Source organism: Arthrobacter sp. cf158 (assembly GCF_900106835.1).
GTDB lineage: Bacteria > Actinomycetota > Actinomycetes > Actinomycetales > Micrococcaceae > Arthrobacter.
The window spans coordinates 1-24,905 of sequence record NZ_FNNR01000008.1 but is presented as its reverse complement, the minus strand read 5'-3'; the positions used below and the strand labels follow the sequence as shown (position 1 = coordinate 24,905).

22 protein-coding genes are annotated in these 24,905 nt (G+C 63.3%); 11 read left to right on the top strand and 11 right to left on the bottom strand.

From position 1 onward, the window contains the following. Positions 1-2: 2 nt before the first annotated feature. The 5 genes from paaE to paaA are packed head-to-tail and all read right to left on the bottom strand — an operon-like array spanning position 3 to position 4,056. Positions 3-1,208, bottom strand: a complete 1,206-nt coding sequence (paaE, locus tag BLW08_RS16315; protein ID WP_091326426.1) for a 1,2-phenylacetyl-CoA epoxidase subunit PaaE — start codon at positions 1,206-1,208, stop codon at positions 3-5. Positions 1,209-1,218: 10 nt separating this feature from the next. Beyond that, positions 1,219-1,764: a 1,2-phenylacetyl-CoA epoxidase subunit PaaD gene (gene paaD, locus BLW08_RS16310; protein ID WP_091326627.1), complete on the bottom strand. Its 546-nt coding sequence runs from the start codon at positions 1,762-1,764 to the stop codon at positions 1,219-1,221. A gap of 5 nt (positions 1,765-1,769) precedes the next feature. After that, a complete protein-coding gene (gene paaC, locus BLW08_RS16305; RefSeq protein WP_091326425.1) occupies positions 1,770-2,687 on the bottom strand; it encodes a 1,2-phenylacetyl-CoA epoxidase subunit PaaC in 918 nt (305 codons plus the stop codon). Continuing rightward, positions 2,684-3,061 (bottom strand): 1,2-phenylacetyl-CoA epoxidase subunit PaaB, encoded by a 378-nt coding sequence (paaB, locus tag BLW08_RS16300; protein ID WP_090817001.1) that lies wholly within the window; start codon positions 3,059-3,061, stop codon positions 2,684-2,686. Before paaB ends, paaC begins: the two co-directional genes overlap by 4 nt. Beyond that, positions 3,061-4,056, bottom strand: a complete 996-nt coding sequence (paaA, locus tag BLW08_RS16295) for a 1,2-phenylacetyl-CoA epoxidase subunit PaaA (protein WP_024817856.1) — start codon at positions 4,054-4,056, stop codon at positions 3,061-3,063. Before paaA ends, paaB begins: the two co-directional genes overlap by 1 nt. Before the next feature lie 223 nt (positions 4,057-4,279). Here paaA and BLW08_RS16290 point away from each other — a divergent pair, with 223 nt between their 5' ends. Continuing rightward, positions 4,280-5,950, top strand: a complete 1,671-nt coding sequence (locus BLW08_RS16290) for an alkaline phosphatase D family protein (RefSeq protein ID WP_091326423.1) — start codon at positions 4,280-4,282, stop codon at positions 5,948-5,950. Between the two features lie 153 nt (positions 5,951-6,103). Then, on the top strand, positions 6,104-7,171 hold the full coding sequence (locus BLW08_RS16285) for an LCP family protein (protein ID WP_091326421.1): 1,068 nt from the start codon (positions 6,104-6,106) through the stop codon (positions 7,169-7,171). A gap of 11 nt (positions 7,172-7,182) precedes the next feature. Here the strand turns inward: BLW08_RS16285 and lepB are convergent, their stop codons facing one another. Beyond that, entirely contained in the window at positions 7,183-7,905 is a 723-nt protein-coding gene (gene lepB, locus BLW08_RS16280; RefSeq protein WP_091326420.1) for a signal peptidase I, read from the bottom strand. Between the two features lie 176 nt (positions 7,906-8,081). Further along, positions 8,082-8,510, bottom strand: coding sequence for a VanZ family protein (locus BLW08_RS16275; RefSeq protein ID WP_091326418.1), 429 nt, complete (start codon positions 8,508-8,510; stop codon positions 8,082-8,084). A 296-nt stretch (positions 8,511-8,806) separates the two neighbouring features. On the opposite strand from BLW08_RS16275, the gene BLW08_RS16270 reads away from it, so the two are divergent. From BLW08_RS16270 to BLW08_RS16260, 3 genes are all read left to right on the top strand, one after another. Continuing rightward, complete coding sequence (locus tag BLW08_RS16270) at positions 8,807-12,295, top strand: hybrid sensor histidine kinase/response regulator (RefSeq protein WP_091326416.1); 3,489 nt, start codon at positions 8,807-8,809, stop codon at positions 12,293-12,295. Continuing rightward, positions 12,292-13,212 carry a GGDEF domain-containing protein gene (locus tag BLW08_RS16265; protein WP_090816984.1) on the top strand — a complete coding sequence of 307 codons (921 nt, stop codon included), beginning with the start codon at positions 12,292-12,294 and terminating at the stop codon, positions 13,210-13,212. Before BLW08_RS16270 ends, BLW08_RS16265 begins: the two co-directional genes overlap by 4 nt. A gap of 70 nt (positions 13,213-13,282) precedes the next feature. Beyond that, positions 13,283-15,502, top strand: a complete 2,220-nt coding sequence (locus tag BLW08_RS16260) for a S9 family peptidase (RefSeq protein ID WP_091326415.1) — start codon at positions 13,283-13,285, stop codon at positions 15,500-15,502. A 4-nt stretch (positions 15,503-15,506) separates the two neighbouring features. Here BLW08_RS16260 and BLW08_RS16255 read toward each other — a convergent pair whose 3' ends face one another. Further along, positions 15,507-16,319, bottom strand: coding sequence for a class I SAM-dependent methyltransferase (locus tag BLW08_RS16255; protein WP_090816978.1), 813 nt, complete (start codon positions 16,317-16,319; stop codon positions 15,507-15,509). A gap of 19 nt (positions 16,320-16,338) precedes the next feature. Beyond that, on the bottom strand, positions 16,339-16,722 hold the full coding sequence (locus tag BLW08_RS16250; RefSeq protein WP_090816974.1) for a DUF7793 family protein: 384 nt from the start codon (positions 16,720-16,722) through the stop codon (positions 16,339-16,341). A gap of 216 nt (positions 16,723-16,938) precedes the next feature. Here BLW08_RS16250 and BLW08_RS16245 point away from each other — a divergent pair, with 216 nt between their 5' ends. Further along, complete coding sequence (locus BLW08_RS16245; RefSeq protein ID WP_091326413.1) at positions 16,939-18,576, top strand: ATP-binding protein; 1,638 nt, start codon at positions 16,939-16,941, stop codon at positions 18,574-18,576. Between the two features lie 216 nt (positions 18,577-18,792). On the opposite strand, the gene BLW08_RS23915 is transcribed toward BLW08_RS16245, so the two are convergent. After that, the gene (locus tag BLW08_RS23915) at positions 18,793-18,963 is read right to left on the bottom strand and encodes a hypothetical protein (protein WP_175538735.1); all 171 of its coding nucleotides are present in this window, start codon (positions 18,961-18,963) and stop codon (positions 18,793-18,795) included. A 107-nt stretch (positions 18,964-19,070) separates the two neighbouring features. Between BLW08_RS23915 and BLW08_RS16240 the strand changes: the two genes are divergently transcribed. Together BLW08_RS16240 and BLW08_RS16235 are read left to right on the top strand one after the other, a co-directional pair. Continuing rightward, the gene (locus BLW08_RS16240; RefSeq protein ID WP_091326411.1) at positions 19,071-20,123 is read left to right on the top strand and encodes a hypothetical protein; all 1,053 of its coding nucleotides are present in this window, start codon (positions 19,071-19,073) and stop codon (positions 20,121-20,123) included. A 2-nt stretch (positions 20,124-20,125) separates the two neighbouring features. After that, entirely contained in the window at positions 20,126-21,676 is a 1,551-nt protein-coding gene (locus tag BLW08_RS16235; RefSeq protein ID WP_090816965.1) for a putative bifunctional diguanylate cyclase/phosphodiesterase, read from the top strand. Here BLW08_RS16235 and BLW08_RS16230 read toward each other — a convergent pair. Next, positions 21,669-22,247 carry a GNAT family N-acetyltransferase gene (locus tag BLW08_RS16230; RefSeq protein ID WP_090816962.1) on the bottom strand — a complete coding sequence of 193 codons (579 nt, stop codon included), beginning with the start codon at positions 22,245-22,247 and terminating at the stop codon, positions 21,669-21,671. The genes BLW08_RS16235 and BLW08_RS16230 overlap by 8 nt on opposite strands. A 108-nt stretch (positions 22,248-22,355) precedes the next feature. Between BLW08_RS16230 and BLW08_RS16225 the strand changes: the two genes are divergently transcribed. From BLW08_RS16225 to BLW08_RS16215, 3 genes are read left to right on the top strand one after another with little or no spacing between them, the layout of a single operon-like run. Next, complete coding sequence (locus BLW08_RS16225) at positions 22,356-22,814, top strand: hotdog fold thioesterase (protein WP_090816959.1); 459 nt, start codon at positions 22,356-22,358, stop codon at positions 22,812-22,814. Between the two features lie 7 nt (positions 22,815-22,821). Continuing rightward, positions 22,822-24,165, top strand: a complete 1,344-nt coding sequence (gene paaK, locus BLW08_RS16220; RefSeq protein WP_090816957.1) for a phenylacetate--CoA ligase PaaK — start codon at positions 22,822-22,824, stop codon at positions 24,163-24,165. 30 nt (positions 24,166-24,195) lie between these two features. Further along, complete coding sequence (locus tag BLW08_RS16215; protein WP_090816954.1) at positions 24,196-24,798, top strand: TetR/AcrR family transcriptional regulator; 603 nt, start codon at positions 24,196-24,198, stop codon at positions 24,796-24,798. Positions 24,799-24,905 lie beyond the last annotated feature (107 nt).

Genomic DNA, 24,905 nt, shown 5'->3' with positions numbered 1-24,905 from the left:
CCTTAGACGTCGAAGTCGACGGTAACTTCTTCGCTGGTGGGGTGGGACTGGCAAGTAAGGACGTAGCCCTTATCCAGCTCGTCCTGTTCAAGGGCGTAGTTCTCATCCATGGTCACCGTACCGGTGATCAGCTTGGCACGGCAGGTTCCGCAAACGCCGCCTGCACAGGCAAACGGAACGTCCGGACGGACGCGCAAAGCAGCGTTGAGGATGGACTCCCGGGCGTGGGTGGGGCTGGCGACATCGCCGGTCAGTCCGTCCAACGTGAACGTGATCTTGAAGGTGTCCTGTGACTCGTCCTCCACAACGGGACGGCCGGCGTTGCCCTCGGGACGGTCCGGACGGCCAGTGGTGAACAATTCAAAGCGCACGTGCTCAGGCTCCACGCCGCGCGCTGCAAGGGTGTCACGGCACAGCTGGACCAGCTCAAACGGCCCGCACAGGAACCATTCGTCAACATCCTCGGATCGAATGGCGCTGCTCAGCAGCGCTTGCAGCTTCTCCGAATCGATCCGACCAGTCATGAGCGGCGCAATGCGCTGCTCGCGGGACAACACGTGGTGCAACGCCAGGCGCGACGGGTACTTGTCCTTCAGGTCCGCCAGTTCCTCCAGGAACATCACGTCCATGGCGGCTTTGTTGGCATACACCAGGTCAAAGCGGGTCTCGGGGTTGGCGGCCAGCAGTGTCCTCGCGATCGCGATCACCGGCGTGATGCCCGAGCCTGCGGCGATGGCCACAAAGCTGCCGGGCTCCCCCGCCAACTCCTCCGGATGGTTCATGGAGTTCATGACGTTGTGCTGGACGGACGAGCCATCCTTGCCGTGACGCGAAATGAACGCGCCCTGCGGGCTCATGACATCCAGGACATCGCCGGCCTTCAGCTCAGCGTTGGCCCACGTGGAGAAAATACCGCCGAGGTCCTTCTTGATGGCCACCCGGATCTCACTGCTGCCGTCCTCGAAGCTGCGCGGCTCTGCGCAGATGGAGTAGCTGCGGCGGACCTCGTGCGGCTCACCGTTGTCATCAGGAAGCGTGGTGCGCAATGCCACGTACTGGCCGGGAAGGTAGTCATACTGGCCGGCGAGCTCGGCGGGAACACCGAACGTGACCTCGATGGCATCGTCCGTGAGGCGCCGGACTTCAGCCACGGTCAGGTTATGGAAAGACGCACGACGGCGGCTGGCCGTCTGTGTTTCGGTGGTCATGGCTGCTTCCTTAGAGAACTTTGAAGTAGTCGAACGGTTCCTTGCAGTCCTGGCAGACGAACAGTGCCTTGCAGGACGTGGAACCAAAGCGGGTGAGTTCCTTGGTGTTCAAGGAGTTGCACTGGGGACACTTCACGGCCAGGCTCAGGCGCACAGGACCGGAGTGGCCACCCGCGGCAGCCATGCCGCTGGGCGGAGCGATCCCGTATTCCTCCAGTTTGGCCTTGCCGGACTCGGTCATCCAGTCAGTGGTCCACGCCGGAGACAACACCAGGTTGATGTGGACGCTGGCGTAGCCCTCCTTCGCAAAAGCCGTCCGCAGATCGTCACCAATGGCGTCCATCGCCGGGCAACCCGAGTACGTGGGCGTGATGGTGACCTCGACGGCGGTACTTGAGGCGCCGCCGTCGGGCTGGTCTGCCGCTTGCGTCGGCAAGACGCGCACGCCGCGCAGGATCCCCAAGTCCTCGATGGTGAGGACCGGGATCTCCGGATCGCAGACAGTAGACGCGATGTCCCACGCCCGCTGCTCTTCAGTACGTTCCTGCGTCCTCATGATGGTCACCAGCTCGCGCCGGGATGCTCGCGGGCCAGGACCTGCATTTCAGCAAGGATGTAGCCCAGGAATTCGGAGTGCTTGCCCTTGCGGCCGCCGCCCAGGGACTGCGGGACGCCGGGGACTTCCAGTTCAGCCTCAGCCATGATCTCACCGGTAAGGCGGTCGAATTCGGCGCGGAGGCTGGAGGGCTGAACCGCGACGCCGGCCTCGGCCAGGCGCGTAGTGAGCTCATCGTCTTCGAAGAGTTCGTCCACATACGGCCACACCAGTTTGAAGCCTTGAATGATTCGTGCTCGGGACTCATCCGTGCCGCCGGCCAAACGCAGGACCCACTGGGCACTGTGGTCGCGGTGGTAATCCACTTCCTTCACAGCCTTCGCGGAGATGGCTGCGATGGTAGCGTCCGTGGACCCCATGAGCTTGGTGTAGAGCTCGTATTGGTAGAAGCTCACAATGAACTGGCGGGCGATGGTCACCGCGAAGTCCCCGTTGGGCTGCTCAAACAGGTGTGCGGAACGGAACTCGTGCTCACGGCGGAAGTAGGCGAGATCGTCTTCGGACTTGTCCCATGCGGCGCCCGCGTACGTGAGGAAGGAACGCGCGTGGCCCAGCTGGTCCAGCGCAATGTTGCCAAGGGCGATGTCTTCCTCGAGCTCGGGAGCACGGGAAATCCAGTGGCCCAGGCGCTGGGCGAGGATCAGGCCGTCGTCGCCGATGCGCAGCGCGAACTCGGCAACGTCTTCGGTGGGCTTGACCTGGCCGCGGCTGATTTCCAGCGCAATGTCCTCGGGCCGCAGTGCGTTGCCCGGAGTGATTCGGGTGGCGCTGGCCGAGCCGTCGCCGGACGCACCGGCTCCATGGACGCCAACGGAGATGTCGCCGTGGCCTTCGATGGCGAAGTCAGTGTCTTTGGTAGTCACAGGTGCTTCACGCCTTCGCTCTTGGTGTAGTACGTGGCATGCCGGTAATCCTTGCCCTGCGGGGACTCGAAGAAGGAGCCCTTGGAGTCAGGATCGCTGGAGGAAATAGCCTCGGCAGGGACCACCCAGATGGACACGCCCTCGTTGCGGCGGGTGTAAAGATCCCGCGCGTTCCGTAGCGCCATGGCGGCATCCGGTGCGTGCAGGGAACCTGCGTGCACGTGGGACAGGCCGCGGCTGGAGCGCACAAAGACTTCCCAAAGGGACCACGGGGATTCCTGGTGCTGTTCCGTAGTGGCCGCTACTTTGGGCGCTTCGCGGTTGATGTGGCTGGCGGCGCTGCCAGGTGCTTCCGGGTTTCCGTGGGGAGCCATTATGCTGCGTTCTCTTTCTGTGCTTGCTTGCGGGCGTACGCCACTGCGGCTTCGCGGACCCAGGCACCGTTTTCGTGTGCCTCGCGGCGGCGCTCGACGCGCTGCGAGTTGCAGGGGCCGCGGCCGGCCAGGACTTCCTTGAACTCGTTCCAGTCCAGGGGTCCGTGCTCCCACTTCTTGGTTTCTTCGTTGAAACGGATGTCCTTGTCAGGGAGCGTCAGCCCGAGGACCCGGACCTGCTCCACCATCATGCCGACGAACCGGCTGCGCAGCTCGTCATTGCTGAAGCGCTTGATGTTCCAGGCCATGGACTGCTTGGAGTTGGGTGAATCGTCATCCGGCGGGCCGAACATCATCAGCGACGGCGCGTACCACCGGTTCACTGCGTCCTGGGCCATCTGCTTCTGCGCAGGGGTGCCGTTGGACAGTTCCAGCAGGATCTCAAAACCCTGGCGCTGGTGGAATGACTCTTCCTTGCAGATGCGCACCATTGCGCGGCCGTAAGGACCATAGGATGCACGGCACAGGGGCACCTGGTTGCAGATGGCGGCGCCATCAACAAGCCAGCCGATGGCTCCCATGTCTGCCCAGGAAATCGTGGGGTAGTTGAAAATGGACGAATACCGGGCCTTGCCGGCAATCAGGTCTTCCATCATCTGGTCCCGGGACTGGCCCAGGGTCTCGGCCGCGGAGTACAGGTACAGGCCGTGGCCCGCTTCGTCCTGGACCTTGGCCATCAGGATGGACTTGCGCTTCAGGCTCGGTGCCCTGGTGATCCAGTTGGCTTCCGGCTGCATGCCGATGATTTCCGAGTGTGCGTGCTGCGAGATCTGGCGCAGCAAAGTCTTGCGGTAAGCCGCAGGCATCCAGTCGCGCGGTTCGATGCGCGAGTCCTCCGAAATGATGCGATCAAAATACGCCTGACCGGCGGCCTCCCGCTCCTGCTCCTCCGGGGACAGCTCAGCGGGCACTGACTGCAGATTCTGCGATGCCATGGTTGCTCCTAATAAATTACCGACCGTTCGTTCAGAATATGCGGAATGGACGTTTTCAGTCAAGCTTTTGGGCCGCCGCACAGATTCTGCTGGATCATTCCAATCTGCCCGGCCAGCCGCCCCCGCCACCACGCGGCGGACGTGCAAGCCCACAAAAATGATCCAGCAGAATCCTTCACCTCAGCCTCACTTTCCGTTCACGGAGGCTCACCAGAGTGGACGTATGACTGACCTTTCGCGCCGCACCCTCGTTAAGACCTCCCTGGCCGGATTGGCCCTGACCAGCCTCGCCGCCAACGCAGCCCCAGCATCGGCCGCCCCCTCCGCCATCCCCCTGGTCCGCAAGCGCCTCACGCTCCCCACCGGAATCGCTACCGGGGATGTCACCACTGACTCAGCCGTCCTCTGGTCCCGCGCGTCCAGCCCCGGCCGGCTCACGGCACAGCTCCGTGCCATAGACAGCGCCGGCGAAATCCTCCGCGGACGTTACGGCTTCAGTCGCACCATCCGCGGGCCCTTGGCCACCGAGGCCAGCGACTTCACGGCCAAGATCCACGCCCAAGGCCTCCCCGCTGGTACTCGCTTCGCCTTGGAACTGAACTTCGAGGACGAGAATGGAGCGGGGGAAGCAGTCCACGGTACGTTCAGCACGGCACCCGGAGCGGGTTCTGCAAAGGGTCAGCTGGACGACGCCGCTGATGACGCGCGTGGAGGCGGCGGGCCGGCGTCGTCCTCCCAGTCCTTCGTCTGGACCGGCGATACCGCAGGCCAGGGCTGGGGCATCAACGAGGACCTGGGAGGCATGCGCGGGTACAAAGCCATGCACGCCACAAAGCCGGACTTCTTCATCCACTCCGGCGACACCATCTACGCCGACGGCCCCATCACCTCCTCCGTCACGGAAAAGGACGGCCAGGTGTGGCGGAACATCGTTACCGAGGAAGTGTCCAAAGTGGCCGAAACGCTTAAGGAATACCGTGGCCGGCACCGCTACAACTCCCTGGACGCCAACATGCGCGCCATGTTTGCCGAGGTCCCCGTGATTGCACAGTGGGACGATCACGAGACCACCAACAACTGGTACCCCGGCGAGATCCTGGACGACCCCCGCTACACCGAGCGGAACGTCAATGTCCTCGCTGCGCGCGGCCGCCAGGCCTGGCAGGAGAACATGCCCATCGCCGACGCAGCGGCACTGTGGCGCCCGGGAACGTTCGACGCCGGGCGGTACCAACCCGCGCGTATCTACCGGAAGATTTCGCGCGGCCCGCAGCTGGACGTCTTCTGCCTGGACATGCGGACGTTCAAGTCCCCCAACACGGACGGCAAGGAAAGCTACGCCACCAACATCCTGGGGCAGGAGCAGGTGGATTGGCTGATCAAGGAAGTGCGCAAGTCCAAGGCGACGTGGAAGGTGATCGCCGCCGACCTGCCGTTGGGCATCATCGTCCCCGATGGCCCTGTCAACCAGGAAAGCCTGGCCAACCGGGACCACGGTGCTCCTCTGGGCCGTGAGCTGGAGATCGCCGCCGTGCTCAGCGCCTTCAAGAAGTACGGGGTGAAGAACACTGTGTGGCTCACCGCGGACGTGCACTACTGCGCTGCCCACCATTACTCCCCCGAGCGCGCCGCTTTCACGGATTTCGACCCCTTCTGGGAGTTTGTGGCCGGCCCCATCAACGCTGGATCATTTGGTCCGAATGAGATGGACGGGACGTTTGGACCGGAGGTGCTGTTCACCAAGGCCGGCCGATTCGCCGGCGAGTCCCCACGCGACGGCGAGAACCAATACTTCGGGCACGTGGACATAGCCACCGACGGGACGTTTACTGTAAGCCTCCGCAACGCCAATGGGGCCGTCCTCTACTCGAAGGAGCTCACCCCGCAGCGCTGACAGTTCCACTTCCCGGGTTGTTCAGGACTGTCCATGAACGGGATGTGCGCGCCTCCTCCATGGATCAAACTGATGCAGCACCCAGCTTGACCGGTGATTGCCACAGTATGCTGGGCCAAACCATCACTGCAGCCGCCGAAAACCAAGGAACACATGACGCTCCCGACAGAATCCCGAAATCCCTCTGCGGAACCGTCTTCACGCCCTCCCAAGAATGGTAAGAAGACTGCCCGGAATGTGCTCCTTGGCTTCGCGGCTGCTGTGCTTATTGTCGGCCTGGTTGCCGGTGCCTATGTCTTTAACCTGGCGCAGACCTTCAACTCAGGCACCACCAAGATCGATAACGCATTCCCTGAAGAGTCAACGCGCCCGCAGAAGGCTGCCGGGAACACGGCCATGAACATTCTGGTGATGGGCAGCGACACCCGCGGTTCCTCGGAAGTCGATGTGGAGACCGACGCTTCCACTGATCAACGTGCTGACACGCTGATGCTGGTCCACATTCCGGCCGACAGAAAAAAGGTCTACGCAGTTTCCCTGATGCGGGACCTCTGGATAGACATCCCCGGAAAGGGAGAATCAAAGATCAACGCCGCGCTTGCCTACGGCGGCGTCCCCCTGATGGTTCAGACCGTGGAGTCGCTCTTTCAGCAGCGCATCGACCACGTGGCCATGATCGATTTCGAAGGCTTCAAGGGGCTCACCGATGCCCTCGGCGGCGTGGAAGTTGACGTCAAGATCCCATTCGCACCCAACTCCGGCCCCATGGCGGGACACGTCTACGAGGCAGGCAAGCAGACGTTCAATGGGGACGAAGCACTGGCCTTCGTTAGGGAGCGCAAGGCCTTCAGCGATGGAGACTACCAGCGCGTGCGAAACCAGCAGGCCTACCTCAAATCCATCATCAGCAAGGTCATCGCCCGCGAAACGCTGACCAATCCGGTCACCATCAGCAACATGGTCTCCGCTGTTTCCCCCTTCGTCAGCGTGGACAAGAGCTTCGATGCCGCGGCGATAGGAAACCTGGCTTTGGGCATGAAGGACGTCCGGGCCCAGGACACCGTCATGTTTACCCTTCCGACCCTTGGCACAGGGACATCGGCGGATGGTCAGTCCATCGTCTTGGCAGACACGACTGCGATCTCCGATATTGCAGCTGCGCTCTCCAAAGATCAGCTGGACAGCTATGTGACTGCACACGCCCTGGAAAAGGGAAACTGAACACCGGTCGTTCAGCTTGGCGCCGGCACCTGGAGGAAACCTGCAGTTCCCCACTTGTGGAACGGGAACAGGAACCACTCAACCCGGCCAATGATGTCTGAGCGGGCAGCTGTCTTGGCGCAGCCGGCCGGCGCCAGGGTCCTCCGGCAGGCTGAAACGGAGTCGTCCGAATTGGAGCGGTGGTCACCGAGGAACAGGTACTGGTCCTCGCCCAGAATGAGGGGGCCGAAGCAGCGCGGCGACCTCGCCGCCGTCGAGCAGTCCATGACTCCGCCCGCGAACGTCAGATCCCTAAAGACGTACGGTTCCGCACGTGTTTCCCCGTTGACTTTGACGTGACCCGTGACGTCGCAGCATTCCACGGTGTCCCCCGGCAGCCCAATGACCCGCTTCACCAAATACTCGGTGTTTCCAGGACCGATGCCCGTCAGGTCCCCAAACCAGCCAACGGCCGTCCGCAGGGCGCCTCGTTGGGGCCCGGGCCCCCAGTCCGCTGGCTTTCGAAAGACGACGACGTCCCCACGCTTGGGCTCCGCACCGGCGTAGGCAGTCCGGTTCACCAGCATCCGGTCACCGACGTTGAGGGTCTGCTCCATGGAGCCCGAAGGCACCGAATAGACCCTCACGACGAAGCCTTGAACCAAGGACACAATCACCAGCGCCAGCACCAGGTGGATCCACGGAGATCGAAGGAAACGACGACGGCGCGTGGCGCCCGGAATCCGGCGGGCCATGATTCTTCTTTCCACTCGGAATGAACCATCCGGTGGGCAGGCTCAGTTGGTCCGACGTTACGACACCCGGCACGCAGGGCAACAGCAGTCGTCGTCGGAAGGGCTACGCCGCAGGGCGGCCCGTGTATCGCGCACTGCACGTCACTGCCGCCGTATCTGGGCCGCGCTGTGCACCTCTAAATCACTGAACGCAGAGCCGCCAGCCACTTCGCGAGTGCCAGGCCTGCCAGTGCTCCAAGGGTGTTCGCTATGACGTCGGACAGAGCCGTCACCCGGCCGGGTATGACCAGCTGGAGGACTTCGATGGCCACCGAGGACACGACTGCCAGAAGCGCCACCGGCCACCAGTTCCACAGCGTCGGCCGCAGCAGCCGGACCAAGAGTCCCAAAGGGACAAACAGGGCGATGTTGGCAACGAACTCCACACCAACGTCGGCGGCATTGCGTGGCAAACCGAGGGCAGACAACCAGCCGGCAATGACCCCCACGAACCCAGTGACGTCGCTGGCTTCGCGCGCCGGCAGAAACACAACGAAGGACAGCGAAACCAGGTACACGACAAGAAACGCTGAGAGCCACCGCGTGGTGTACTTCGGAGCAAACACCTCTCACCTTTCCTGACATCCGGGACGCCACACAGATGTCCACACCGCCGTCCGGCGGCAGCTATCGCCCTGACAACAACTATAGAAGTGAACCGGCCACCGGACTGGTGCGCCAATCAGCATGGGCTAGTCTTCCGCCGGTCACCCCCGACTGTTGGAAACACACTGTGACGACAACACCGTCAAAACGGCGTGATCTGCTACTCAACGGGCCTTTTCGGCGTATGCTCTCCTCAGCGCAGAGTCACGACGCGTTGTTCGCTTTTGGTGGGGCCACTTATGAAGGCAGGGGTTCAGTGGCAGGAGTGAAGCACGGGGTTCTTCCGGTGCGCTCGTCGGCGCGGCATGGATGGCCCCTCTTTCTGATTCCGGTTGGGTTCTGCTTGGTGCTGCTGGCCTATGGGCTGGCCAGCGGAGCAGGGACAACGACGGCGCAACTCGCCGGTGACTCGGCGATCCTCTTGGCTGCGCTCACGGCGCTGACCACCCACGCCATCGCAGCCCGGCGACGAGAGGACAACACCGCCGGGCGGTGGTTCATTGTGGCGGGCTTGGCAGTCTGGAGCGCCGGGCAAACCGTGTGGACCATCAACGGCATCACACTGGACCACCAATACCCCTTCCCATCCTTGGCAGACGTTGGCTTCGTTTGGTACGCCCTCCCAACCTCCATCGGCCTGGTGCTGCTGCTGCGCGGTCAAGGACTCCGGCTCTCCCTGCGCCGGACCATCCTGGACGCAGGCGTGGTGGCGAGCGCTACCTTCTTCATTGCGTGGAGCTCCGTACTGGGGCCCTTGGCCGGAGTCACAGATCAGGACGCCTTCGCCCAGATAACGCAGATGGCCTACCCCATCGCGGACGTTTTCATGGTCTCGGTGATCATCGTCCTGACCATGCGTGCGGCCCGTGGAAGGAGGCTGCCCTGGTTGAGCATGGCAATTGGCTTCTGGATCCTGGCCATTACTGACCTGACCTATATGCGGTTCACCCTCGAAGGCATCTCGGGTGTCACTGGATCCCCTTTGGCCTTGGGATGGGTGCTCGCCTTCCTCCTGGTAGGCCTCAGCCCGCTGCTCCCTGAAACAGGCAGCACGCGGAAGGATGGCCGAGCCTACGCCGCCGCCCTTGAACTGCTCCCCTACCTGCCGGTGTTCAGCGCCGTGTTCTTCTCCCGCAGCCGTCCCATTGGCCAGGATCCCATCCTCCTCATCACAGGGTTGGTGGTGGTGGCTTTTGTGATCGTGCGGCAGGTTCTGATCGTGGTGGAAAATGTGACGCTCACCCGGGAACTTGAATCCAAGGTGGCCGAACGCACGGCCCAACTGGAGGGGCTCGGGGCGATCGTCAATTCTTCCGGGGATGCCATTATTGGCGAAACTACCGACGGCGTGATTACCAGTTGGAACCCTGGAGCGGAGCGCATCTTCGGTTACCCGGCGTCGGAAGCCATTGGCAGGAAGGGCGACTTCTTCGTTCCGCGGAGCCTACTGGAAACCGAACGTCTGGCACTGGAAGGTACGGCCCGCAGCGGAGACGTGCAGAACTATGAGTCTGAACGTCAACGCAGGGACGGAGTAAACATCCCGGTGTCCGTCACCCTCTCCCCCGTTCGGGGCGAGTCCGGGATCCGCGGCGTCGCCACCATCTCCCGCGACATCACCGAACGAAAGGCAGCGGAGTCCGAGCTTCTCGCAGCACGTGAAGCCGCGCTCGAGGCAAGCCGCCTCAAGTCCGAGTTCCTGGCCACCATGAGCCACGAAATCCGGACTCCCCTCAACGCCGTGATTGGCCTGACCTCGCTCATGATGGACACGCCCCTGAGCGAAGGCCAACGGCAGTACGCCCAAGGCGTCAAAGGGGCCGGCGAGGTGCTCCTGACACTCATCAATGACATCCTGGATTTCTCGAAGCTGGAAGCCGGGAAAGTGGATCTGGACGTGAATGCGTTTGATCCCCGGGCGTTGGTTGAAGAGGTGGCGGGACTGGTTGCGGAAACCGCCCAGGGCAAGAATCTGGAGCTCATCTCCTACTGCCACCCCGACGTACCGGAAAGACTGATGGGCGATGCCGGGCGGATCCGGCAAATACTCCTGAACCTGTCCTCCAACGCGGTCAAGTTCACCCCCGCCGGCGAAGTCGAAATCCAGGTCTCGGTGGTCCGCAAGGATTCCGATGACGCGTCCCTGCGGTTCGAAGTCCGGGACACCGGAATCGGCATCAGCGCCGCAGACCACCACCGCCTGTTCGAATCATTCGCCCAAGCGGACGCCTCCACCACCCGGCGCTACGGAGGTACAGGGCTTGGCTTGGCCATCTCACGGCGCCTCACCGAGGTCATGGGCGGTGAAATCGGCCTGGACAGCCAGCCCGGAGTTGGCAGCAAGTTCTGGTTCGTGCTGGATCTGCCGGTTGGCCCGCCCGCATCAGACACCGCCACGCTCCCTGCCACACTCGCTGGACGCAAGGTGCTGGTGGTGGACGACAACGCCACCAACCGCCTCGTGCTGGAAACCCAACTGGCCAGCTGGGGGATGCTGCCGGTAGCTGTCGCCAATGCCGCGGACGCCCTGGACGAGTACCGCGCCGCTGCTGTGGAGCACCACCCCTATGACATTGCGGTGGTGGACATGTGCATGCCTGATACCGACGGACTGGAACTCGCGCGGCACATCAAGAGCGAAAGCAATGGCTCGGGCGCGCCGGGCATCATCCTGCTGACCTCCACCATGATGGTGGACAAGGGCGATCTGGCCGCGGCCGGAATCCGCGAGTACCTCACCAAGCCCGTCCGCAGCTCCGAGTTCTACAACCGTCTGCTGCGCCTCATGGCCACCAGGACCTCAGGGGTTACCTCCCCCGCGGCGCACCCTGCCATCCTTGCGCCGGAAGATCCAGTGCAACGGATCGGGAAGCTCCTGGTGGCCGAGGACAATGAAGTCAACCAACTGGTGGCGCGGGGCATGGCCAACCGTCTGGGCTACGACGTGGACATCGTGGACGACGGCGCCCAGGCGGTAGCAGCGGCCCTGTCCGGAGGCTACGCGGCCGTGCTGATGGACTGCCACATGCCGGTGATGGACGGCTTTGACGCAACCCGCGCCATCCGTGCCCGCAATGGCCATGGGGCCCGCATTCCCATCATCGCCATGACCGCCGGCGCACTGAACGAGGACCGCGAGCGCTGCTTCGCTGCCGGCATGGACGACTACATCAGCAAGCCCGTGGACCTGGCAACACTCGGCGCAGTACTTGGACGCTGGGTTCCGGAACAACGGCAAACCCCGACGACGGATGGCAGCTTTGCGGACCCAGCGGCAGATGGCGTCGGGCCACAAGTTGCGGAAGCGCCGCCGTCGGACGCGGTTGGGTCGGACGCTGTTGGTGTGGGCTTGGCTGATACGGACGCCGAAGCCGCAGACGCCAGCGTCCTGGACTCCGCGAGGCTGCAGATCCTCCGCGAACTTGGACCGGCGGACGGCCTGGGGCTGCTCCCGGAAGCTATCCGGGCTTTCCGGCAAGAAGCGCAGCTGGCCTTGGAATCGCTGCGCACCGCATTGAACTCCGGACAGGGCCCGGCCCTGGGAGCAGCCGGGCATAAACTCGCCGGCGCGGCATCGAACATTGGCGCGGTGGGTGCCGCCGCCCTGTGCAAGGATTTGGAACGGCTTGGTGGCGAAGCAAGCCCGGGCTGGGACGAACTCGCCACCCCTGTGTTGGCCCAGTTGCAGGCCGAACTCGCCCGTGTGGACCTGGCCCTCGAACGCACTCTTTTAGGAGCTTCATGAAAGTCCTGATCGCCGACGACGACCAGATCTCCCGGATGATCACCAAGGCCGCCGTTGAACAATCAGGCCACGAATGCATCGTGGCAGTGGACGGCGACTCTGCGTGGCAGCTCTACCTTGAGCACCAGCCCGAGGCTGTAGTGACCGACCTGATGATGCCCGGCCTCAACGGTCTGGACCTTTGCCGCACCATCCGGGCGGCCGAGGATGACAGTTACACCTACATCATCCTGGTGACCTCCCACGGATCGCGAAAGGATGTCCTGGCAGGCATGGAGGCCGGGGCGGACGATTACGTCACCAAGCCATTGGATCCCTTCAACCTGCATATCCGCCTCCTGGCTGCCCAGCGGATCACGTCCTTGCATGCGGACCTGGCCCGTTACCGCTCTGCCCTGACAGAGGAAGCCCGCACGGACCCCCTGACCAAGCTGCACAACCGTCTGAAGCTCACCGAGGACCTGGGCGCTTTGCATAACCGCACAGACCACAATTACTGCCTGGCGATGGTGGATGTGGACAATTTCAAGAGCTACAACGACATCTACGGGCACCAGGCCGGCGACGCCGCGTTGGTGGCCATTGCAACCACGTTGGCGCGCGAGGTCCGGAGGACGGACGCCGTGTACCGCTTTGGCGGCGAAGAATTCCTGTTGGTCCTCAAGGAGGAGTCCGCGGCCACTGCGGGGGTGGTGGTGGAACGTGTCCGGTCCGCTGTGCACTCCTTGAGGATCGAACACTCCGGTGACCCCGACGGTGTTCTGACCATCAGCGCCGGAGTCTCTGCTTCCACCGAGGGGCACCGCGCCGGGACTGAGCAACTCCTGCGCGAGGCCGATCTTGCCCTGTATGCCGCGAAGGCTTCAGGCCGGAACCGGGTGACCCTGGCAAACGCCCTCCCCCACGGATCCGACTGACGGGGAAGTCTCCCGGCGCTCTGAGCGAAATCACTGGTTGCCTGTCAGAGCCCGTCTATAGAGTTGCCCCATGAGCCACACATCTTCGGCCCCTGCCGCTACTCCGGAATCAGCAGTCCAGCCCCCAGTCGCCAAGCGGGTTCCCACTCGCCGCGAGCACCATGGCGACGTCTTCGTGGACAACTACGAATGGCTCAGGGACAAGGAGTCCGCCGAGGTCGTGGCACATCTCAAGGCGGAAAACAGCTACCAGGAAGCCGTTACAGCGCATCAGGAACCGTTGCGCGAGGCGATGTTCCAGGAGATCAAGGGCCGCACCCAGGAGACGGACCTGTCAGTGCCCAACCGCAAGGACGGCTGGTGGTATTACAACCGTTCAGTGGAGGGCAAGGAGTACAGCATCCAGTGCCGCGTCGTGGCCCGGAACACTGGCGACCCTGTGGCGGACTGGACTCCTCCTGCTGTGGAAGCCGGCGTGGACCTTCCCGGTGAGCAGGTGCTCCTTGACGGCAACATCGAAGCCGAGGGCCAGCCATTCTTCAGCGTAGGCGGCGCTGCAGTAACCGTGGACGGCAACCTCTATGCCTACGCTGTGGACAACTCCGGGGACGAGCGCTTCACTCTCCGGATCAAGGACCTGCGCACCGGCGAACTTCTCCCGGACATCATCGAGGACATCTTCTATGGGGTGGCCTTCTCCCCTGACGGCACCCGTCTCTTCTACACCGTGGTGGACGATTCATGGCGCCCGTACCAGGTAAAGGCCCACGTCCTGGGCACACCCGTCACTGAGGATGAGGTTCTTTACCAAGAGGACGACGTCGCCATGTGGCTCGGTTTCGACCTCGCCTCCGACCGCCGCCACCTGGTGCTCAGCATCGGCTGCTCGGAGTTCAGCGAAACCCGGCTGCTCCGCTTCGATGACTACGAGGCCGGGCTCAGCACGGTCATCTCCCGCGACCACCACGTTCTCTACGAGGCCGAGCCCTTCCTCCTGGACGGCCGGGAGACCCTGCTGCTGACCCACAACAAGGACGCCATCAACTCGATGGTGAGCCTGGTGGACCCGGCCGAACTCACCAAGCCGCTGGCTGAGCAGCACTGGCGCACCGTCGTCGGGCATTCAGACGACGTGCGGGTCAACGGTGCAGGGGTAACGTCCACGCACCTTGTCATCTCCGTCCGCAAGGACACCATTGAGCGCGTGCAGGTCCTTCCGCTGGCAGGCCTTGGCACTGCCGATCAGGGCGCACCCGTTGAGCCCGCCTTTGCTGAAGAGCTCTACACTGCCGGCGTTTCCGGCTCGGATTACGAGGCCCCCGTGATCCGTATGGGCTACACGTCCTACTTCACGCCGTCACGCGTCTACGACTTCGTCCTGCCCACCGCCGACCTTCCTGACGGCCAGCTGTTGCTCCGCAAGGAAAGCCCCGTATTGGGCGGCTACTCCTCCACGGACTACGTCGCCACCCGTGAATGGGCAACGGCCGACGACGGCACCAGGGTCCCGTTGTCCGTGCTGCGCCACGCTTCGGTCCAGCAGGACGGTACGGCTGCCGGGCTCGTGTATGGGTACGGCTCCTACGAGGTGAGCATGGATCCCGGCTTCGGGGTTGCCCGGTTGTCGCTCCTTGACCGCGGAATCGTCATGGTGATTGCCCACATCCGCGGCGGCGGTGAACTGGGGCGGCACTGGTACGAGGACGGCAAGAAGCTCACCAAGAAGAACACGTTCACGGACTTCATAGCGGCCACGGACTGGTTGGCAGGCTCAGGTTGGGTTGCGCCCTCCCGTATTGCTGCCATGGGCGGCTCGGCAGGTGGCCTGCTCATGGGTGCCATCGCCAACATGGCCCCGGAAAAGTACGCTGCCGTGGTGGCCCAGGTGCCGTTCGTCGACGCCCTGACCACCATCCTCGATCCCGAGCTCCCGCTGTCCGCCTTGGAATGGGAGGAATGGGGCAACCCGATCACGGATCCCGAGGCCTATGCCTACATGAAGTCCTATACGCCGTACGAGAATGTGGGGGCGGTGGCCTATCCCAAGATCGCCGCAGTGACCTCTTTCAATGACACCCGGGTGCTGTATGTTGAACCCGCCAAGTGGGTCCAGGCCCTGCGTTCCGTGGCCACCGGGTCTGAGCCGATCGTCATGAAAATCGAGATGGACGGAGGCCATGGCGGCGCGTCGGGCCGGTACGTCCAGTGGCGTGAGCGCGCGTGGGACTATGCCTTCGTGGCCGACTCCGTGGGTGCCACGGAACTGCTCCCTGGCGCCGGTCTCAAGTAGCCGGTCAGGACGGCTGGCGCGCCCGCAGCAGTGCGTAGTAGCCCGGGATCACGTCCGGGGCCGAGGGATTGCTCAGCGGGCGCGTCTCGATGCTCGCTGAGCCTTCCTCCACAAGGTTCCAATCCGCCGTCGGGAATGCCTTGGCGCGCTGCTTGGCGCCAAAGCGTCCCGGCATCGGCAGCCCACGAATAGCCCACTCGAGTGGTCCTGGGATTGATTTCCGGGTGGCTCCAAGATGGCTGACATAGTCCACGGGCGTGCCCGGGAAGTTGGTTTCTGCCAGGAACACGCTTCCGCGCGTCCCGACGACGGGCAGCAGGTTCGCCGCCAACGCGGAACGGCCGTCGCGATCCAGGACGTGCAGAACGCCGCGGATGAACACGTTCGCGTCTCCGGTCCAGCCTGACTCCTGGAGAGCCGTTGCGACGGTCTGCGCCGCGTCAGGTGCCGTCATGTCGCACACAGCGAAGGACGCCGTCGTGATGTCCGCGGCTTCCTGCCGTGCACGGTCAACGGCGTTTGCCGAGTAGTCGAGCCCCAGCGCGTGCGGGAAGTGCTGTGCCAGCAGCCGGGTGAAGCTGCCGTTTCCGCACCCCACGTCCACCACGGGCAGGGCTGGATCCAAATGCGCCAGCTTGGGGAGGTAGCCGTTCAGTTCGTGATCGCTGCCGGAATCCCACAGGACATCGCCCGTAGCGCCAGTGGAGCGGATATTGCCCCAAAACTGGTCCCACGCTGTGCGGGGATCCTTGGGAGCAGCGGAAGAGAGCCTGATGAGGCGCGGGATCAGCAGGTACTTCCTGAGGGCGGAGAACATTCTCCAAATATAAGTGGCCCTACGCCTCCACCAGCCACTCCAACGCCTCTGTTTCAGATGTAAAGAACTTGGTAGGGCACGGAGGCTTCATGATGCCAAGGAAGAAGTTGGCAATGACCCTGTCCACCGGAGACGATCCCCAGAGGGCGATCCTGTTGGCCTGGCATGGCTTCGCGAACACGGACCGTGCACCCCGCGTGACGTCGTCGGTGGTGGCCATGTCCACAATCATCGGATGGCGGTCCTCGCCACAGAGCTCGTTGACCCGGTCCATGGCCCGTTGGGCGTCCGGTTCCTGGATCCTCGCACCGCGCGGCCATGTCAGCCGAAGGATGCCCGATTCCTCGAGTTCCAACCGGAACGCCACTTGCTGATGATCCTGCGGTGCTGCTGGGTGGTCCACGTTGCTCCTCTTGCCTTTGGTACTGCAGGGGAGGCGGACACGGCTCCCAGTCGCTGATTCCCTCAAGGCTGTCTAATCCGTGGGCCAAAGTAAAGGTGTGGGCCACGACTCATCCAACCCATTTGACGCACGGCCACCCTTGTCCTCAAACCCGCTGATAGGGTGTTGCCACATCACGTAAACACCGTGAACGAACGTTGGAACGGAAGGGGCTCAGTGGGCGAGACCGTTGCCGCCATACAGCATGCCCGCTCTGCCGTGGTGGCGGATTCAAACAAGGACCGTCTGGCTGCCACCTCGGACGCCCTCGCCTTGGCGGGTTTCACCGTGCGCCCGGCTCCGGACCACGCGGCCTTGGTCCGGCACGTCCAGGAGCAAAGCCCCTCTGTGGTGGTGGCCGAGAGCTCCCTGGCTCATGGGCTCCGCAGTCCGGGAGTTCCAGTGCTGTTGATCCTTGAGGCACAGGATTGTGTGGACCTTAAGGAAGTGGAGTCCTGGCGTATAGCCGACTACGTCCTCAGTCCTGTGCGGCCCGGCGAGCTTGTTCACCGTGTTGAAACGCTGATCGGGCGCGCCAAGGAGCGTGCACGCTCCCGCAGCGAGATTGAAGCACTCCGGGAAAGCCTCAGGAACGTCTCGGCCGCAGTCCGGGAAACCAACGAGCCCCAACTCATCGCAGACCACGTGGTCCGTGGGTTTGGTCAGGCCCTGGGTGTGGACCACGTCTGGTTCGCTACGTTCCGTGACGAACGCGTCCCGAGCATCCGCGCGCAATGGAATGCCCCCGGCTTACCGATGCTTCCTGCCCGGCTCGGCGACAGCGAGAACATCATCGCGGATGTGGCCAACAAGCTATGGGCCGAAGCTGACGTCCTGGCCGTCACAGACCATAGAGACGATCCCGATTCCATCATTGCCCGGGAACTGCGCACGTGGTCCCACGAACTCCATCCTGTGTCCACGGTGCTCCTCCCGGTGGGCGAAGGCGCATCCGCCATGGGAATCATTCTCCTGAGCACCGTGCGTGAGCCACATGACTGGACCCGGCCGGAGATCGCTCTGATGCAGCATGTGGCCGGCAACGTGGCCCACGGCCTCATCCAAGGCCACCTCATCAGCGCACAGCAGCGCGTCCTGCACCAGCTACGGCAGTTGGACAAGGCAAAAACCGACTTCCTGGCAACCGTGAACCACGAACTTCGGACGCCCCTGACGTCCATCACGGCATACCTGGACATGATCCAGGATGGTTCCGGGGGCCCGGTCCCGGAAGGCATTGGCAAAATGCTTGATGTGATCGCCCGGAATTCCACCCGCCTCCGCAAGCTCATCGAGGACATGCTCACCGTTTCCATGCAGGACGGCAGCAACCTGGACCTCAAACCGGTGGATATCGCCAAACTCCTCCACGTGGTGGTGGCCACTCTCCGCCCGTTGGCAGATTCCCGCCATGTCTCCGTGTCCGTTACCGAAGGAACCGAGGACATCGAAGTCACCGCTGACGAAGCAAAACTGGAACAGGTGTTCACCAACATCGTGGCCAACGCCATCAAGTTCACGCCCGAGGGTGGCCGCGTGGGCATCACCAGCTCCGTGTCATCCTCCGAGCATGGCGGCCTGGCCCTGGTGCGGGTCGCGGACAATGGCCTGGGCATCCCCGAGCACGATCTGCCTCATATCTTCACCCGCTTCTACCGTGCCTCCAACGCCACGTCCGCTGCGGTTCCCGGCAGTGGCCTGGGACTCGCAATAGCCCACGACATCATCAGCCGCCACATGGGCCGCCTCCTGCTGGACTCCACGTTGGGATCCGGGACGACGGTGTCCGTAGAGCTGCCGGTGGGCGGACCGTAGTGGGCACGCGGGTGTGTGCATGCCGCTGTACCTGAGCTCCCGCACCCATGTCCTCTGCGTCCCCTGCCCCTGTGACAGTTGTGTCAAGCGGGCGTCCGGACATGTGGTCTGCGGTCACTAATGCGCGACATCCGGCGAAACAAAAACTGATGCCCCGGGCAGCGGCCCAGGGCATCAATTTACGTCATATGGCCTCGAGAGGCACTCCCCCAATGTTTAGTTCGGCCACCAACCGATGCTGGTGGTGTTCGTCTTTGTGGAAGTGACGCTGTTAGGCCACCAACCGATTGCCGTGCTGTCCTGCGAAGGCTCGGCATTAGCCGGAGCAGCGAATCCCGTTACTGCCAGAACCGCCGCCATGAGCAGGGTTGCCGCAAATTTTTTCATCCGCTATGCCCTTTCGTACTGATGCGAATTTGTTGAGTGTGACTTGAATAAAGTCACGGTGCAAACTATACGAGCTTTTCTTCCGCAATGACATGGATAATGGGCACATGCAAAGTCCCCATCTCGCATCCCACCTTGTTGCCGGTCTCACGGCACGCGCCAAATGGAAGGAACGGGACTTCGATGAAGCCTTCCGCTTGGCAGGAGAGGCCGCACAGCTCGCCACGGCGGCCGGGGACGAAGAAGCATGGTGGAACATGCGGTACCTGCAGGCCGAATGCCTCCGGGACCAGGGCCGGATCGAGGAGTACCTCAGCCTGGCCTTCGAGCTGAACGATCACAGCCTTACCTCCTCTTCGCCGGAGCTGGGGGCCAAGGCAGGAACCATGGTTGCCATTGCGTTCCAAGGGCTGGGCCGCCTCGCCGAGGCAGCAGCCATGGCCGCCGACGCTGCCAAACTGGCGGCCCGCGACGCCGACCTGCTCTACGTCCAGATCCTTGCCCAGCGTGCACTGATCGCGGCCTTGGCTGAAAGCCGGCTCCTGGACGACGCCTGGCGTGAGTGCTTGGTGCTGGAAACCCTCCTGACCGACGACGTGGATGAAGACACTGCCGGAAAGGGCTATTGGGTGATTGGCAACGTTGCTTTCCTTGCCGATCGGGTTGCTGACGGCGGGCGTTATCACGATCTCGCTGCCGAACGGCTGTCACCGTCAAAGGACGTTGATTTGTGGGCGCGTTTCAACCGGGCTTCCGCGGAAATGCGGCTTCAGGCGAAACTCAGCGACGCCGCTACCCTCCGCTGCATTGAAAGGGCCGAACTCGCCACGGACATTGTGGGCGGCTCAGAACGCGACCATCTGGAAATGTCCTTGGTCCGCGCACATTGGTATTTTCTCAGCGGCGATATGGAACAAGCCACCGGAATCCTTGAACCGCTCTGCGCCCGATCCTCAATTTTGGCGACGCAAACCTCCGCGGAGGCACATTTCCTCTTGGCCCGAACGTTGCTTGAGTCCGGCAGGCGCGATGATGCACTGGCCACCTTCGAGGAAGCATCAAGCCTGTTCGATCAAGCAGCATTGCCTGACCGCAGCGCGGCAGTCCGGCAGCATCTGCTCCATACCGATCCACAACGAGGCCGGCCACACGGGGAGTGAGCATGTCCGAAGGAAAAATGTACTCCGGCAACGATCCCCGCCTGGGTTTGCTGCTGGAAGGTATCGTCAGGCTGGCCGCCGGCGACCTCAACACCAGGATCGAAGTTTCGGACGCGCGCGACGAAATTGATGCTGTGATCATGGGGACCAACCTCCTGGCCGAGGACCTCCAGATTGTCTACGAAGAGTTGGAACAACGGGTGCAGGCCCGGACCCAACAGCTCAACGAAGCCCATTTGGCGATGCAGCACATGGCAATGACGGATCCCCTGACGGGTTTGAACAACCGCTCAGCTTTTGCCTCCGCCCTCAGCGAGGCCCAGGCCGGCGGAGTGACAGGCGGGCGGGCAGCCATCCTCCTGCTGGACATGGACGGTTTCAAGGCCATCAACGACTCCCTGGGCCACACCATCGGGGACAAAGTCCTGGAGACCGTGGCCAACCGGATCAGCGGCGCGGTCAGGGAACAGGACATGGTGGCCCGCATGGGTGGGGATGAATTCGCCGTGCTCATCCCCGACGTGACCCCTGCAGTGGCCGCTTCCATTGGCAACCGCATCCTAGCTGCCGTAGTGAGCGTCATGGAGGTTGAGGGCCAGCATCTCCGCTGCGGGGCCAGCATGGGCCTCAGGATGGCCGATCCCGGGCATCGCGCCGAGGAGCTGATGATGGAAGCGGACATTGCCATGTACGAGTCCAAGGCTGACGGACGCGGCAAGCTCAAGGTGTTTGAGCCGGCCATGCTGCATGCGAGGCAGATGCGGAACCAACTGGTGGGCGAGCTCAAAGAGGCAATAGCCGGATCCCAACTGGTGCTCTACTACCAGCCCATCATCCGGCTGGATACCCGCGGAATTGAAGGCGTGGAGGCCTTGGTCCGTTGGAATCACCCCACCCGGGGACTGATCATGCCGGACGAGTTCATTCCCATCGCCGAGGAAACCGGCATGATCTCAGAGCTGGGCGGCTGGGTGCTCCGCACCGCCGTCGAGCAGTTGAAGCAATGGCGCACCGACCCCCTGACGGCGGGCCACGACTTCAGCATGCGCATCAACGTATCAGCCGCGGACCTGCAGCGTCTTGAATTCATCGAAGATGTGCGGGAGGCCCTGGCCTCAGCCGGGCTTGACCCCTCGCTGCTGGTCCTGGAGCTGACCGAAAGCGCGGTCATTCTGGGCAACGACCTGGACCGCTACACGCTCAACAGCCTGCGCCGCCTGGGGGTGGGACTGGAAATTGACGACTTCGGCACCGGCTACTCCTCCATCAGCTATCTCCGCCAGCTGCCCGTGGACACCGTCAAAGTGGACCGGACGCTGCTCTCCGCCTTGGGCAGCGACCCGTCACAGCCCGCGCTGCTGGCTGCTGTGCTGCAACTGATCCGTGCGTGCGGTCTGGCGGCCGTATGGGAGGGCATTGAAACCGTTGAGCAGGCCGAATATCTCCTCAGCATCGGCTGTACCAGCGGACAGGGTTACTACTTCAGCCGGCCACTGCCCGAAGAGCAGCTCACGGAGCAGCTGAAGCACCACAAGACGTGGCCTGTCAGCTGATGGTCCGCGTCCACGGGTGGTGCCGCGTGCGCCATTCCGAGTCCAGAATGGCGTAGATGCACTCGCTGGCCCACTGCCCTTTGTAGTGCCAGTTATCCACCAAAGTGGCCTCCAACCGCATGCCCAGCCGCTTGGCAATCCCTGCCGAGCCTTCGTTGAGGGCATCCAGTTTGGCGTCCACCCGGTGGAAGGACAGTGTCTCGAACGCCAGCCGCAGCACGGCTTCCGCCGCTTCCGTGGCGATGCCGTGGCCCTGGGCGTCAGGATGGAGTATCCAGCCCACCTCGGCTTGCCCTGTGCCCTCCAGCCACTTCAGCACAACCTCGCCCATGAGGCCGGGCTGGTCTTTGCGTTCAATGGCCAGGCAAACCCAGTCCCCCTCTTGTTTGAACTCGAAGTTCGCGTACCGGCCCAGGACCTCCATGGACTTGGTCCTGGTCAGCTCATTGCGCAACAGGAAGCGGGCAGTTTCGGGCAGGGACTGATAGCCGTGGAAGCGATCGAGGTCCTCGGCCTCGAAGCGGCGCAGGATGAGTCGATCGGTGATGATGGGAAGCTCAATTTCGGGCATGACATCGAGGCTACTAGGTACGGCCGATTCGTGGCCCAGTCTTGACACGTGGCGCGATCTGGGATTACCTAATGAACATTCGGTAAATAAAGCTGGAGGCAATGACGCATGGTTGAAACAACCCTCTCCGGTGCATCGCACCACATCCTGACGAACGATTACGCGTCCGAATGGATGGGCATCGAGGTCCTCAAGCTCGACGACGGCCACGCCACCATCCGCATGCACCTCCGCCAGGAGATGCTCAACGGTTTCGGCATGGCCCACGGCGGAATGATCTTCGCCTTCGGAGACACCGCCTTCGCCTTGGCCTGCAACCCGGCCAACCCCACGCCCAAGCAAGCCGCCAACATCACGGTGGCCTCCGGCGTCGACATCAACTTCATCAAGCCGGCGTTCCAGGGCCAGGTGATCACCGCCGTCGCAAACCGCCGCGCGAGTACCGGCCGAAGCGGCCTGTATGACATCCAGATCTATGCGGCCAATGCCGATGCCGCCCCCGACACCGAGCCCGGCGAACTCATTGCAGAGTTCCGTGGCCGCAGCCGCACCATCTCCAAGAAGTAGGAAACTGATGACTCAGAACACCGTGGCAGCGCCCGCCACCTCCCAGGCCAGCGCCCCTGTGCTGGACCGCGAAGAAACCATCTCCCGCGACGAACTGGAAGCACTCCAGCTCACCCGCCTCCAGCACACCGTTGCTTACGCCTACGATCGCGTGCCGCTCTACAAGCGCAAGTTCGATGAAATCGGCGTACACCCCTCCGACCTCCGCGAGTTGAGCGACCTCGGAAAGTTCCCCTACACCACCAAAGAGGACCTCCGCCTGGAATACCCGTTCGGCATGTTCGCCGTCCCGCAGGACCAGGTGGCGCGCATCCATGCCAGCTCCGGCACCACCGGGCGCCCCACGGTGGTGGGCTACACCAAGAACGACCTCGCCAACTGGGCAACCCTGGTGGCCCGCTCCTTCCGCGCCTCCGGCGTCCGCCCCGGCATGAAAGTCCACAACGCTTACGGCTACGGCCTGTTCACCGGCGGCCTCGGCGCGCATGCAGGCGCTGAAGCACTTGGCTGCACGGTCATCCCCATCTCCGGCGGCCAGACCGAACGCCAGATCCAGCTCATCCAGGACTTCAAGCCGGACGCCATTCTGGCCACGCCCACGTACTTGCTCACCATCGCCGATGCCATGCAGCACCAGGGCATCGACCCCAGGTCCACCTCGCTCAAGTACGCCGTCCTGGGGGCCGAGCCGTGGACCGAAGAAATGCGCCACGAGCTCGAAACCACCATGAACATCAAGGCCTCGGACATCTACGGACTCTCCGAAGTCATGGGCCCGGGCGTCGCTGGCGAAGCGGTGGAGACGCAGGACGGCTGCCACATCTGGGAGGACCACTTCCGCCCCGAGATCATCGACCCCTTCGATCACTCCACGGTCCTGGCCGACGGCGAACCCGGCGAACTCGTCTTCACGTCGTTGACCAAGGAAGCGCTGCCCATCATCCGCTACCGCACCAAGGACCTCACGCGCCTGCTGCCCGGAACCGCGCGCCCCGCGCACCGCCGCATGGGACGCATCACCGGCCGCAGTGACGACATGATCATCCTCCGCGGCGTGAACCTCTTCCCGTCACAGATCGAGGAGATCGCCCTCCGCATCCCCGAGCTGAGCCCGCACTTCCAGCTCGAAATCACCCGGCCCGAAGGCAAACGCATGGACTCGCTGACCGTTCGTATTGAGCGGCGCGAGGCGGTGTCCCCCGAGGCAGGTACGACGGCGGCACACACCTTGCGCGAGCAGATCAAGATTCACGTGGGGTCCTCTTGTGTTGTTGATGTTGTGGAGCCGGGTTCGCTTGAGCGCTCCAACGGCAAGCTCCGCCGCATATACGACATGCGCCCCAAGGGCTGACCTTGGGTGAGATCGTGAGAAAATGCCAGCATGCCTACTGAGACCACCACCAAGCGCGGACGGCCCGGTTACGACCAGCAGTCGGTGCTCCGCATCGCCGTCGACGTCTTCAACCGCCACGGGTACGACGCAACGTCCATGGGCATCCTGGCTGAAAACCTCGGGATCTCGAAGTCAGCCATCTACCACCATGTGCCGTCCAAGGGCGATCTGCTGAAGCTCGCCCTGGACCACGCGCTGGGCGGCCTGGAAGCGATTCTGGAAGAGCCTTCGGCTACCTCCGGGCCCGCCGATGCGCGGCTTGAGTTCGTGCTGCGGCAGACCATCGCTGTGCTGGTGGACAGGCTGCCGTTCGTCACGCTCCTGCTGCGTCTTCGGGGCAACACGGAAATCGAGCGGAATGCCCTGGAACGCCGCCGCGCGTTCGACCACAGGGTGGCCGAGTTGATCTCGGCCGCCCGTGAGGACGGCTCGCTCCGCCAGGACATCGATCCCCGCACCGTCACGCGACTGCTGTTCGGCACCATCAACTCGATCGTGGAGTGGTACAAGCCCGGGGGCTCGCTATCCCCGGAAAAGCTCGCAGACGATGTCATCACCATGGCCTTCGACGGGCTTCACACGGCCGCCTGACCTCGTCTCCCCGGCGAACCCCCCTCACCTAACGGGCCCCACCAGCGGACCCTCTCTCACCTAACGAGCCCCACCAGCGGACCCTCTCTCACCCACCGGGCCCCACC